This window comes from Streptomyces sp. NPDC127092 (assembly GCF_042722475.1).
Classification (GTDB): domain Bacteria; phylum Actinomycetota; class Actinomycetes; order Streptomycetales; family Streptomycetaceae; genus Streptomyces.
In genome coordinates this window covers 137,644-150,772 of the sequence record NZ_JBHXFE010000017.1, presented here as the reverse complement: position 1 = coordinate 150,772, position 13,129 = coordinate 137,644, and the positions used below count along the sequence as shown (strand labels likewise).

Below are 13,129 nucleotides of genomic sequence, written 5' to 3'. Positions count from 1 at the left end.
ACGCCGGACCGGCCGCGGCCGCGCGTCGCCTGGTTTCGCCGGACCGGCCCGCCGCCGGGCGTCGCCGGGTGTTGCCGGACCGGCCGCCGCCGGACCGGCCCGCCGTCGGGCGTCGCAAGCCTGGCCGCCGCCGGGTGTCGCCGGACCGGCCCGCCGCCGGATGTCGCAGGCCCGGCCGCCGCACGGCGTCGCCGGCCCCGGCCCGGTCGGCGAGACACCTACCCAGGGGGTACGCGCGCTCGCGGCGGCGGCGCTCAGCGCCGTCTCACCGCCGGCGGCCCGGCCGCGGCGATCCCGGCCGAGATCCGGAAGGGACGGCCTCAGCCGTGCCAGGACCGCCACAGCGCCGCGTACGCGCCGTCCGCCGCCACCAGTTCCTCGTGGTTGCCCAGCTCGCTGATCCGGCCGCCCTCCACCACCGCGATCAGGTCCGCGTCGTGCGCCGTGTGGAGGCGGTGGGCGATCGCGACGACCGTGCGGCCCTCCAGGACCCGGGCCAGCGAGCGCTCCAGGTGACGGGCCGCGCGCGGGTCGAGGAGCGAGGTCGCCTCGTCCAGGACCAGCGTGTGCGGGTCGGCGAGGACGAGCCGGGCGAGGGCCACCTGCTGGGCCTGGGCCGGGGTGAGCGCCAGGCCGCCCGAGCCGACCTCGGTGTCCAGGCCCTCCTCGAAGGCCCGCGCCCAGCCGTCCGCGTCGACCGCGGCGAGCGCCTCCCACAGTTCGTCGTCCCCGGCCCCCGCCCGGGCCAGCAGCAGGTTGTCGCGGAGCGTGCCCACGAAGACGTGGTGCTCCTGGTTGACCAGGGCCACGTGCTCACGAACCCGCTCGGCCGGCATCCGCGCCAGCTCCGCCGCACCGAGGGTGACCGCGCCGGAACGCGGGGCGTAGATCCCCGCGAGCAGCCTGCCGAGCGTGGACTTCCCGGCCCCGGACGGCCCGACCAGGGCGAGGCGGGTGCCCGGGGCGACGTCCATCGACACCTGGTGCAGTACGTCCACGCCCTCCCGGTAGCCGAAGCGGACCTCCTCGGCCCGCACCGCGCGGCCCTCGGGCCGCAGCTCCGGGTCACCCGCCTCCGGCTCGATGTCCCGGACGCCGACGAGCCGCGCCAGGGACACCTGGGCCACCTGGAGCTCGTCGTACCAGCGCAGCACGATCCCGACCGGGTCGACCAGCATCTGCGCGAGCAGCGCGCCCGTGGTCAGCTGGCCCACGTCCATCCAGCCCCGGAAGACGAACAGCCCGCCGACCAGCAGCACCGAGATGATCACCAGGGTGTGGGTGAGGTTGACGACCGGGAAGAGCACCGAGCGCAGGAACAACGTGTAGCGCTCCCAGCGGGTCCATTCCCGGACCCGCCGGTCCGACAGCTCGACCCGCCGCCCGCCCAGGCGGTGCGCCTCGACCGTACGGCCCGCGTCCACGGTCTCCGCGAGCGCCGCGGCCACGGCCGCGTAGCCGGCGGCCTCCGAGCGGTACGCGGACGGCGCCCGGCGGAAGTACCAGCGCGCGCCGACGATCAGCAGCGGCGCGGCGAAGAGCACGGCGACCGCCAGCGGCGGCGCGGTCACCGCGATGCCGCCGACGAGCAGTCCCGCCCACACCACGCCGACGACGAGCTGCGGCACGGCCTCGCGCATGGCCTCGGCCAGCCGGTCGACGTCCGTGGTGATCCGGGACAGCAGGTCGCCCGTCCCCGCCCGCTCCAGGACGCCCGGCGGCAGGGCCACCGAGCGCACCAGGAAGTCCTCGCGCAGATCGGCCAGCATCTCCTCGCCGAGCATCGCGCCGCGCAGCCGGACCAGGCGCGTGAAGAACGTCTGGACCAGCAGGGCGACCACGAACAGGGCGGCCGTGCGCTCCAGGTGGAGCTCCCGGGCGCCCGCCGTGAGGTCGTCGACGACCGAGCCGAGCAGATAGGGCCCGGCCATCGACGCGGTCACGGCGATCCCGTTGACGGCGACGAGCGCCGCGAACGCGCCCCGGTGACGGCGCAACAGCCCCCTGACGTACGTCCGCACCGTCGACGCGGTGCCGACCGGGAGCGTGGTCGCCGACTGCGGTGCCGCCGGGTCGTACTCCGGCGGGGCCAGGCCGATCATGCCGATTCTCCTTCGAGTTCCTCGGTCGCCTCGAGTTCCCGCAGTTCGTCGTCGAGGGCCGCGCCGGCGAGCTCGTCGTCCGTCTCGCGGGTGACGACGGCCCGGTAGCGGGGCTCGCGGGCCAGCAGCTCGCGATGGGTGCCGGTGGCGACGGCCGTGCCGCCGTCGACCAGGACCACCTGGTCGGCGAGGTCCAGAAGCAGCGGCGAGGAGGCGAGGACGACGGTCGTCCGGCCGGCCCGCAGCCGCTTGATCCCGGCCGCGACGCGGGACTCGGTGTGCGAGTCGACCGCCGAGGTCGGCTCGTCGAGGACGAGCACCTCCGGGTCGGCGACCAGCGAACGGGCCAGCGCGAGCCGCTGTCGCTGGCCGCCGGAGAGCGAGCGGCCGCGCTCGGTGATCCGGGTCCGCATGGGGTCGCCTCCGGTGTCCACGGAGGCCTGTGCGAGGGCGTCGAGCACGTCACCGCACTGGGCCGCGTCCAGCGCGTCGGCCGCCGCGACCTTGCCGGAGGACGGCACGTCGAGCAGCTCCCGCAGGGTGCCCGAGAGCAGCACCGGATCCTTGTCCTGGACGAGGACCGCGGTACGGGCCGTGTCGAGCGCGAGCCCGTCGAGCGGGACGCCGCCGAGCAGCACGGAGGCATGCTCCTCGCCCGGCTCCGCCGGGTGGCCGCCGAGCCGGTCCGCGAGCCGGCCGGCCGCGTCCGGGTCGCCGCAGACCACCGCCGTGAGCCCACCGGCGGGCGCCCGCACCCCGGTCACGGGGTCGTACAGGTCACCGCTCGGCACCTCCTCGCCGGCCGCGGCCCCGGTCCCGGTCCCTGCCCGGGGCGCGACCCCCGCCCCTGTCCCGGCCCCGGCCTCGGCAGCGACCCTGGCCCCGGCCCCGGCCGCACCCCCGGCAGCGACCCCCGCCCCGGCCCCCGCCGCCGGCGTGGTCGTGCGCGACAGGGCGAGCACCCGCGCCGCGCGCCGCGCGGACGGCCGTGAGAAGGAGTACGCCATGGCGATCTCCTCGAACGTGCGCAGCGGGTGGTGGGTCAGCGCCACCGCGCCGTACACCGTGACGAGTTCGCCGACGCCGATCCGCCCGTCGAGGGCGAGCCGCGCGCCGTACACGACGACGCCGACGAGCAGCAGGCCGGGCAGCAGCACCTGGATCGCGGCGATCAGCGCCCACATCCGGGCGCTGCGCACCGCGGCCCGGCGCACCTCCTGGGAGGCGGACCGGTAGCGGCGGAGGAAGAGCTCCTCGCCGCCGATGCCGCGCAGCACCCGCAGACCGGCGACGGTGTCGGAGGCCAGCTCGGTGGCCCGGCCGGCCTTCTCGCGCTGCTCGTCGGCCCGGCGGGTGGCGCGGGGGAGCAGCGGCAGCGCGGCGAGCGCGAGGACCGGGACGCCGAGGGCCACGACCAGGCCGAGGTCCGGCTGGTACAGCACCAGACCGACGCAGACGATCACCAGCGCGATCGCGGACGACGCGAACCGCGAGGCGGCCTCGACGAACCAGCCGATCTTCTCCACGTCGGACGTGGACACGGCCACGACCTCGCCCGCCGCGACCCGGCGGGTCAGCACCGAGCCGAGCTCGGCGGTCTTGCGCGACAGGAGCTGCTGGACGCGCGCGGCGGCCGTGATCCAGTTGGTGACGGCCACCCGATGGACCATCATGTCGCCGGCCGCGATGGCCAGGCCGAAGGCGACGAGCAGTCCGATGCCCAGGCCGAGCCGGCCGCCGTCGCGGTCCACGACCGCCTGCACGGCGACGCCGACACCGAGCGGAAGACCGGCGATGCCGAGCTGCAGGAGCAGGCCCCACAGCACACACCGCACCTGCCCGCCCAGCTGTTTCCGGCCGAGCCAGAGGAGGAACCGGGAGCCCGAGCGGACGTCCGGCACCCCCGGGTCGGCATACGGTAGATCGCGAATCTGCATGACGTTCCCAGCGCTCTCGACCGATGCCGTGGACCGGTCACGTGACGTCCCGAACCGCTCAAGGCTCGCGCCGCCCGCCCACCGTCGGCAAACGATTTTCCGGCAACCGGGAACACATCCGGCCAAGCCGGACCCCCGCCCTCTGGACCGCGTCCCGAGGCCCGCGCTTCACTCACGACCCATGAGACAACGGAAGATCATGAGCATGATCAGCGGCCTCACCCTGGCCGCCGGAGTGCTGCTCGCCGCCCCCGCGGCCCACGCGGACGAGGCCCCGACCCCGCCGGCCGAGTTCACCACCGACTGGCACGACCCGGTCACCGCCGCGCCGCCCGTCGACACCCCCGGCACCCGCAGCTGCCAGGTCACCCTCGCCGCCGCCCAGTTCCGCGACTTCACGCCGTACAAGGGGAGTTACGCCCCGCCGAAGGAGTGCGGCACCCGCTGGAACAAGGTGGTCCTGCGCCTGGAAGGCACGGTGAAGGGCCGTCAGTACGACCGCCTCGGCTACCTCACCGTCGGCGGCGTCGAGATCCTCCGCACCTCCACGCCCGAGCCCTCGCCCGACGGCATCGCCTGGTCCGTCGAGAAGGACGTCACCCGCTACCGCGACACCCTCAGCCGCCCGCAGCCCGTCGAGATGCTCATCGGCAACGTCGTCAACGAGACCTACACCGGCGTCCTCGACGTCCGCGTCACCCTGACCTTCCACACCGCCCAGGGCACGGTGCGCCCGGCCGCGGGCACCCCCGACCGCGTCCTGCCGCTGACCGGCGCCACGCTCACCACCCCGCGCAACACCGAGCGGATCCTCGCCGAGGTGTACGCCACCGGCTCCGGCGGCGGCTGCGAGGAGTTCTGGTACCTCACCGTCCCCGACGCCGCGCCCTACTCCTGCAAGGCCACCGACGGCCCGTACCGGGAGGTGCAGATCTCCGTCGACGGAAAGCTCGCGGGCATCGCCGCACCCTTCCCGCACGTCTGGACCGGCGGCTGGTCCAACCCCTTCCTCTGGTACGTGACCCCCGCCCCGCGCGCCTTCGACGTCCAGCCGGTCGTCTACGACCTCACGCCGTTCGCGGCGCAGCTCAACGACGGCAAGGCCCACCGCGTCGACGTCTCCGTGGCCGGTGTCCCCGCCGGACAGTCCGGCTGGAGCGTTCCCACCAACGTGCTGCTCTGGCAGGACGAGGGCCGGGCCGTCGTCACCGGCGCCCTCGACCGCCACGAGGTCGGCACCCCGCGCAACTCCGCGGTGTACACGCCCGGTTCGCCCGACCGCCTGGAGATCACCGGCGGGCACACCCTGACCGTCGCCGGACACCTCGACACCTCGCACGGCCGGGTCACCACCACCGTCACCCGCACCGTCGGCCACGGCTCCACGCACCGCTGGGGCGCCGACGAGAACCCGGACGCGCTCACCGCGCACTGGACCGACGACGAGACGGTGACCGTCGGCCGGACCGCCACCCGCACCCACCGCGCCTACGCGATGGACGGCGAGATCACCGTGGGGGCCGACAACCGGCTGCGCACGGTGCTGACCGTCGGCGACCGCGCCTCCGTCGACGTGGTCCGGGACGGAAAGCGGCTGTCCTGGTCCCGGCTCGACGACACGTACACCGGCGACGCCGCCTTCACCCTCGGCGTCCCGCGCGAGCAGCGGCACGCGGTCGGCACCAGCGCCGAGCGCTACCGTCGCTACGGCTCCGACGGCTGCTACGACCGCTCCCTGAAGACCGTCCAGGGCACCCTGGTCGAGGACCTGCGGCGCTGCTGAGCCGCGCGAGGGAGTCCGGGCCCGGCCGGCACCCGGCCGGCCGGGAACGCGGGGCCGGACCCGGACGCCTCCCGCGCCGTCAGACCGGCCTGACCGAGTCCACGCCGGAGCGGGCCCTGCGCCACTCGCCGCGCGTGAAGTCGGGGATCGGCTGCGGGGCGCCGCCGGACTTGATCGAGGCGTGGCTCAGCGGCACCGGGGACGTCCAGGTGGCCGCGTCGTACACGTCGAAGTCCGGCACGAGGCCGAGCCGTAGGCACTGCGTCAGACGGAACACCATGATGTAGTCCATGCCGCCGTGGCCGCCCGGCGGGTTGGCGTGCTCCTTCCAGAGCCAGTGGTCGAAGTCGGCGGCGTACGCGCCGAAGTCGCCCCACTGGTGGCCCTTGTGGTCCGGCTCCAGATAGATCCGCGCCGGGTAGTCCTCGAACACGCCCCTGGTGCCGCCGAGGCTGTTGATCCGGCTGTACGGGTGCGGGGTCGACACGTCGTGCTCCAGCCGGATGACGCGGCCCTTCGCCGTCCGGACCAGGCTGATCGTCCGGTCGCTCTCGATGTACGACTCCTTCCAGCTGGGGTCGTTCTTCGGCATGTTCGCCGCCCGGTACTCGGCGAGTCCGAGGGCCGGGGTGCCGACGCTGCTGATGCTGACCACCCGGTCGCCCCGGTTGACGTCCATGTAGTTGGCGACCGGGCCGAAGCCGTGGTTCGGGTAGAGGTCGCCGCGCAGCCGGGTGTGCCAGAGCCGGCGCCAGGGGCCCTCGTAGTAGGTCGGCGAGAACATGAGCTCGCGCAGGTCGTGGTTGTACGCCCCGGCGCCGTGCAGGAGTTCACCGAACTTCCCGGCGTGCGCCATGCGCAGCACCCGCATCTCGTTGCGCCCGTAGCAGCAGTTCTCCAGCTGCATGCAGTGGCGACGGGTCTGCTCCGAGAGGTCGACCAGCTCCCACAGGTGGTCGAGGCGCAGCGCGACGGGACACTCGACGCCGACGTGCTTGCCGTGCAGCATGGCCTGCTTCGCCTGCTCGAAGTGCAGGTCCCAGGGCGTGGCCACATGGACGAAGTCGACGTCCGTGCGCTGGTACAGCTGCAGGTAGTCCTCCTCCCCGCTGGCGTAGACGGCGGGTGCGGGCTGCCCGGCGGCGACCACCTTGGCCGCCGCCCGTTCCGCCTTCGCCCGCACCGGGTCGCACACCGCGACCACCCGGACGTCCGGCAGGGCCAGATAGAGGTCGATCATGCTGCCGCCGCGGTTGCCGAGGCCGACGAGGGCGACCCGGACCGTGGAGCGCGGCTCGAAGGGGACACCGGCCATCGTGGCGCCCCGGCGCGGGGGAGTCGAGGAGGTGTCCTCGGACGGCTGCGCCGCCTCGGCGGGGCCCGTGCCCAGGGCGCCGAGCCCGAGCCCGGCGCCGGCGGCGCCCGTGGTCCTGAGGACGGAGCGACGGCTGGGGCGCGGGGGAGTGCTGTCGTTCATGGAACCTCCGATTGCCGTGAGTGCATGGTGGGTTCATGAATCCCGCACAGGACCTTGGCCGCTGATGCTCCTGTTGCGCAAGGGTGCCGTTTGGACTTGTGGACAGCGGTGCTTGGACTCCTGGAGCCGGGCGCTCCGATTACGGGCGGGTCGCGTGCTCCAGCGCGATCAGCGCCGAGTAGTAGGTACGGCCGGTGGCCCGGTCCATGCCGACCTCGCACATGCGGTTGGCCGAAAGGTGCGCGTCGAAGGGCCGGGCGGTGACCTCCGCCGCCTCGCGCGCCGTGGCGGAGGCGGTCAGCTCGGGATGGAGCATGCCGCGGTCGCCCGCGAAGGCGCAGCAGCCCGCGTCGACGGGAACGACGACCTCCTCGGCGCAGGCTCCGGCGAGCGTGGTCAGCCGGTCCTCGTCGCCCAGGTGCCGCATGGAACAGGTCGGATGGACCACCGCCGAACCGACCCGGTGCCGTACGTCGAGCCGCGGCAGCAGCTCGTCCGCGGCCCACACGAGGGAGTCCACGACGGTGAGCGCGGCGTGCAGCTCCCGGTTGTCGTCGGTGAGGTACGGCACCACCTCGCGCGCGATGCCCAGCGTGCAGGAGGAGGCGTCGACCACCAGGGGCAGCCGGCCGCCGGCCGTCCAGCCCCAGGCCGCCTCGACGATCCGGTTGGCCATCACCTCGTTGCCGCGCCGGTAGCCCTTGGAGTGCCAGATCGTCGCGCAGCAGGTTCCCGCCACGTCGTCCGGGATCCACACCGGCCGCCCGGCCCGGGCCGACAGCGCCACCACCGCCTCCGGCAGCGACGGTCCCGCGAGGCCGTCCGGACTGCCGAAGATCCGGTTCACGCAGGCCGGGTAGTAGACGGCCGCCGCGGCCGGCCGGTGGGTGCGCGGCAGCCCCCTGGCCGCCGCGCCCGGGATCTCGGGCATCCACTCCGGTACGAGACCGGGCCGCACGGCCTTGCGCGCCAGACCGGTCGCCGACTCCAGGAACCGGTCGCCGAGCCGGGCGGCCGCGGCCACCGCGAGCCGCGCGGAGGCCTCCACGGCGCGGAAGTGCCGCGCGGCGAGCATCGCGGCCCGCTCCTCGCGCGGGGAGTGCCTCCTGTGCCGGAACTCCTTCATCATCGCGCCCGTGTCGATGCCGACCGGGCAGGCCAGCGCGCAGGTGGAGTCACCGGCGCAGGTGTCGACCGCGTCGTAGCCGTACGACTCGAGGAGACCGGTCTCCACCGGTGATCCGTCGGCCTGGCGCATCATCTCCCGGCGCAGCACGATCCGCTGGCGCGGAGTGGTCGTCAGGTCGTGGCTGGGGCAGGTGGGTTCGCAGAAGCCGCATTCGATGCACGGGTCGGCGACCGGCTCCACGGTCGGGATGGTCTTCAGGCCGCGCAGATGGGCCTGCGGGTCGCGGTCGAGCACGATCCGGGGCGCGAGGAGTCCGGCCGGGTCGACGACCTCCTTGGTCCGCCACATCAGCTCGGTCGCCCGTGGGCCCCACTCCAGCTCCAGGAAGGGGGCGATGTTGCGGCCGGTGGCGTGCTCGGCCTTGAGCGAGCCGTCGAACCGCTCCACGGTCAGCTTGCAGAAGTCGTCCATGAAGGCCGCGTAGCGCTCCACGTCGGAGGGGTCGCCGGCGTCGAAGGCGAGCAGGAAGTGCAGATTGCCGTGGGCGGCGTGCCCGGCGACGGCCGCGTCGAAGCCGTGCCGGTCCTGGAGGTCGAGCAGCTCCGCGCAGGCCTCGGCGAGCCGGGCCGGCGGGACGGCGAAGTCCTCCGTGATCAGGGTCGTACCGGAGGGGCGGGAGCCGCCGACCGCCGTCACGAAGGCCTTGCGCGCCTTCCAGTAGCCGGCGATGGTGCCCGGGTCGCGGGTGAAGGCGTTGCGGACCGAGGCGACCGGGGCGACGAGCGCGAGGTCCGCGAGGACGCCGGCCGCCGCCTCCTCGCAGGCCCGCTGCCCGGCCTCGTCGGGCGCCCGGAACTCCACGAGCAGCGCGGCCGTCTCCTTCGGCAGCTCCGCCCAGTCGGCGGGCACCCCGGGCACGCTGACCGAGGCGCGCAGCGTGTTGCCGTCCATCAGCTCCACGGCGAGCGCGCCCGCCTCGGTGAACCGGGGGACGGCGGCCGCGGCGGCCGGCAGGGAGGGGAAGAAGAGGAGTGCGCTGGAGACCTTCCGGTGCAGGGGGAGGGTGTCGAAGACGACCTCGGCGATGAAGCCCAGGGTGCCTTCGGAGCCCACCATCAGCCCGCGCAGGATCTCCACCGGGGTGGCTCCGTCGAGGAAGGCGTCGAGCCGGTAGCCGTTCGTGTTCTTGATCGTGTGCTTGGCGCGGATCCGGGCCGTCAGCTCGGGGTCCGCCTCGATCTCCGCCTTCAGGGCCATGAGCCCCGCGCACAACCGGGGCTCCGCGCGCGCCAGTTCCTCGTCGGCCGCCGGGTCGGCGGTGTCGACGACGGTGCCGCTCGGGAGCACGAAGGTGAGCGAGGAGACCGTGCGGTACGCGTTGCGGGTGGTGCCCGCGGTCATCCCCGAGGCGTTGTTGGCGACCACCCCGCCGATCGTGCAGGCGACGGCGCTGGCCGGATCGGGGCCGAGCACCCGGCCGTACGGCGCGAGCGCCGCGTTCGCCCGGACGACGGTCGTGCCGGGCCGGATCCGGGCGCGGGCGCCCTCGTCGAGGACCTCGACGCCCGCCCAGTGCCGGCGCACGTCCACCAGGATGTCCTCGCCCTGCGCCTGCCCGTTGAGACTGGTCCCGGCGGCCCGGAACACCACCTCGCGGCCCTTGCCGCGGGCGTACGAGAGGACGGCGGACACGTCGTCGACGTCCTCGGCCACCACGACGACCTGCGGCACGAAACGGTAGGGGCTCGCGTCGGAGGCGTAGCGCACCAGGTCGGAGATCCTGGACAGCACCTTCTCGGGGCCGAGGAGGGCGGCGAGCTCCTCGCGCAGGTGCTTCGGCGTGCCCCGGGCCAGGAGGTCGGGCACCCGGTCGGGCGCCGCCCGTCGTCGCGTACCGGCTCGCAGGATCTGCGGGTTCGGCTCCCGTACGGGCATGGCCAGGGCTCCCCTCCGGCGCGACCGTGCCCCGCTCCAGCTGCCCCGGTCTCAGCAGACGGGCTCCGGACCGCGGTCGACCAGAGCGGACAGCAGACCTCCGAGCACCTCGCGCTGATCGACGGTCAGTGGAGCAAGGATGTCCTCTGCGGCCGCCCGGCGCGCGCTGCGCAGCTCTCTCAGTGTGTCGCGGCCGGCGTCGGTGAGCTCGATCCGGACCACCCGGCGGTTGCTGGGGTCGGGCACCCGGCGCACCCGTCCCGACGCCTCCAGGCCGTCGACGAGACTGGTCACCGCGCGCGGGACGACCTCGAGCCGGGCCGCGAGGTCGGCCATCCGGGGCGGGGCCGGGTAGTGCGCGACCGTCCGCAGCAGCCGGGACTGCGCGGGAGTGATCCCGACCGGCTCCAGGTGCCGCTTCTGGATGCGGTGCAGCCGACGGGTCAGCCGGAGCAGCTGCTCGGCGAGGAGGCCGTCGGGGTCGGGGGCGCCGGCGGCGCCGGAGGCGGCGGACGCGGCGGTGCCGGGAGTGGCCGGGATGCTCATGGGGGAACACTATCAGGACCAAGTTCATTGTGAGTATAGGTAACAATGAGCTATGCTCCGACCGTATCGTCGCCGAACCCGCGTAGGAGCCCATGCGCCACCATGACGAGTCCACCTGGACGCCCCCCGCCCGAGATCCCCGAGACCCCCGGGGCCCCAAGGAGCCCGCCCAGCTGCGGCGCATCCTGAGGCTCTTCCGGCCCTACCGCGGCCGGCTCGGCGTCGTCGGCCTGCTCGTGGCCGCCTCGTCGCTGGTCTCGGTCGCCTCGCCCTTCCTCCTCCGGGAGATCCTCGACACCGCGATCCCGCAGGGCCGCACCGGACTGCTCAGCCTGCTCGCGCTCGGGATGATCGCCACCGCCGTCGTCTCGGGTGTCTTCGGCGTCCTCCAGACGCTCATCTCCACCACCGTCGGCCAGCGCGTCATGCACGACCTGCGCACCGCGGTCTACGCCCAGCTCCAGCGCATGCCGCTGGCCTTCTTCACCCGCACCCGCACCGGCGAGGTCCAGTCCCGGATCGCCAACGACATCGGCGGCATGCAGGCGACGGTCACCTCGACCGCCACCTCCCTCGTCTCCAACCTCACCGCCGTCGTCGCGACCGTCGTCGCCATGCTCGCGCTCGACTGGCGGCTCACCGTCGTCTCCCTGCTCCTGCTCCCGGTCTTCGTCGCCATCAGCCGCCGCGTCGGCCGCGAGCGCAAGCAGATCACCACCCGCCGCCAGAAGCAGATGGCCGCCATGGCGGCCACCGTCACCGAGTCGCTGTCCGTCAGCGGCATCCTGCTCGGCCGCACCATGGGCCGTGCCGACTCCCTGACCCGGTCCTTCGCCGAGGAGTCCGAGCGGCTCGTCGACCTCGAAGTGCGCTCCTCCATGGCCGGACGGTGGCGGATGTCCACCATCGGCATCGTCATGGCCGCCATGCCCGCGCTGCTCTACTGGGCGGCCGGCCTCGCCCTCCAGGCCGGCGGTCCGGCGATATCGCTCGGCACCCTGGTCGCCTTCGTCTCGCTCCAGCAAGGCCTCTTCCGGCCCACGGTGAGCCTGCTGTCGACCGGCGTGCAGATCCAGACCTCGCTCGCCCTCTTCCAGCGGATCTTCGAGTACCTCGACCTGCCCGTCGAGATCACCGAGCCCGCCGAGCCCGTCCGCCCGGCCCGGATCTCCGGCGAGGTCAGCTTCGAGAAGGTCACCTTCCGCTACGACCCCGAGGGCGAGGGCCGTCCCACCCTCGACACCATCGACCTCACCGTGCCGGCCGGTGGCAGCCTCGCCGTCGTCGGGCCCACCGGGTCCGGCAAGTCCACCCTCAGCTACCTGGTGCCCCGGCTCTACGACGTCACGGAAGGACGCGTCACCCTCGACGGCGTCGACGTGCGCGACCTCGGCTTCGACACCCTGGCCCGGGCGGTCGGCGTGGTCTCCCAGGAGACCTACCTCTTCCACGCCTCCGTCGCGGACAACCTGCGCTTCGCCAAGCCCGACGCCACCGACGAGGAGATAGAGGCCGCCGCCCGCGCCGCCCAGATCCACGACCACATCGCCTCGCTGCCCGACGGTTACGACACCCTCGTCGGCGAACGCGGCTACCGCTTCTCGGGCGGCGAGAAGCAGCGCCTCGCGATCGCCCGGACCATCCTGCGCGACCCGCCCGTGCTCATCCTGGACGAGGCGACCAGCGCCCTCGACACCCGTACCGAACACGCCGTGCAGCAGGCCATCGACGCGCTCTCCGCGGGCCGCACCACCATCACCATCGCGCACCGGCTCTCCACCGTCCGCGACGCCGACCAGATCGTCGTCCTGGACGCGGGCCGCATCGCCGAGCGCGGCACGCACGAGGAACTGCTCGCGCAGGACGGGCGGTACGCGGCGCTGGTGCGGCGGGACGCCCGCGCATCAGAACACGCGAACGTGGGAGCGGTTGTTCCCCGGAACGTGTGATCGTCCCGGATTCCGTTGCCCGACTCCCGTGCGGCGCCGGATGATTACGGTGCGCAAGCGACGGGCTGCAGACCGCGACTGCGCAGTCCCACACAAAGCTCTGCACGAGGAGAAAGCACCACCATGAACGTCATCACCAACCTGCTCGCCGGCGTCCTCCACTTCCTGGGCTGGCTCGTCTGACGCCTTCGCAGGCAAGCAGTGCGCGGGGGGGGGGGGGGGGGTGGCCGCCGGGGGGAAGGGGGGGGCGACGAGGGGGGGGGGGACCGGG

At 74.0% G+C, this 13,129-nt stretch carries 7 protein-coding genes; 2 read left to right on the top strand and 5 right to left on the bottom strand.

All coding sequences use genetic code 11. From position 1 onward, the window contains the following. Nucleotides 1-320: 320 nt before the first annotated feature. Nucleotides 321-2,102, bottom strand: coding sequence for an ABC transporter ATP-binding protein (locus ACFWJO_RS16855; RefSeq protein ID WP_386865744.1), 1,782 nt, complete (start codon nucleotides 2,100-2,102; stop codon nucleotides 321-323). Beyond that, nucleotides 2,099-4,039 (bottom strand): ABC transporter transmembrane domain-containing protein, encoded by a 1,941-nt coding sequence (locus ACFWJO_RS16850; protein ID WP_386865742.1) that lies wholly within the window; start codon nucleotides 4,037-4,039, stop codon nucleotides 2,099-2,101. The genes ACFWJO_RS16855 and ACFWJO_RS16850 overlap by 4 nt, the downstream gene beginning before the upstream one ends. 181 nt (nucleotides 4,040-4,220) lie before the next feature. Between ACFWJO_RS16850 and ACFWJO_RS16845 the strand changes: the two genes are divergently transcribed. Then, nucleotides 4,221-5,822, top strand: coding sequence for a peptide-N4-asparagine amidase (locus ACFWJO_RS16845; RefSeq protein WP_386865740.1), 1,602 nt, complete (start codon nucleotides 4,221-4,223; stop codon nucleotides 5,820-5,822). A gap of 79 nt (nucleotides 5,823-5,901) precedes the next feature. Here ACFWJO_RS16845 and ACFWJO_RS16840 read toward each other — a convergent pair whose 3' ends face one another. The 3 genes from ACFWJO_RS16840 to ACFWJO_RS16830 form a co-directional block, all read right to left on the bottom strand. Then, on the bottom strand, nucleotides 5,902-7,299 hold the full coding sequence (locus ACFWJO_RS16840; protein ID WP_386865737.1) for a Gfo/Idh/MocA family protein: 1,398 nt from the start codon (nucleotides 7,297-7,299) through the stop codon (nucleotides 5,902-5,904). 139 nt (nucleotides 7,300-7,438) lie between these two features. Further along, entirely contained in the window at nucleotides 7,439-10,363 is a 2,925-nt protein-coding gene (locus ACFWJO_RS16835) for an FAD-binding and (Fe-S)-binding domain-containing protein (protein WP_386865735.1), read from the bottom strand. Between the two features lie 51 nt (nucleotides 10,364-10,414). Continuing rightward, on the bottom strand, nucleotides 10,415-10,909 hold the full coding sequence (locus tag ACFWJO_RS16830; protein WP_386865733.1) for a MarR family winged helix-turn-helix transcriptional regulator: 495 nt from the start codon (nucleotides 10,907-10,909) through the stop codon (nucleotides 10,415-10,417). A gap of 92 nt (nucleotides 10,910-11,001) precedes the next feature. Here ACFWJO_RS16830 and ACFWJO_RS16825 point away from each other — a divergent pair, with 92 nt between their 5' ends. After that, nucleotides 11,002-12,858: an ABC transporter ATP-binding protein gene (locus ACFWJO_RS16825; RefSeq protein WP_386865731.1), complete on the top strand. Its 1,857-nt coding sequence runs from the start codon at nucleotides 11,002-11,004 to the stop codon at nucleotides 12,856-12,858. Nucleotides 12,859-13,129: the final 271 nt, after the last annotated feature.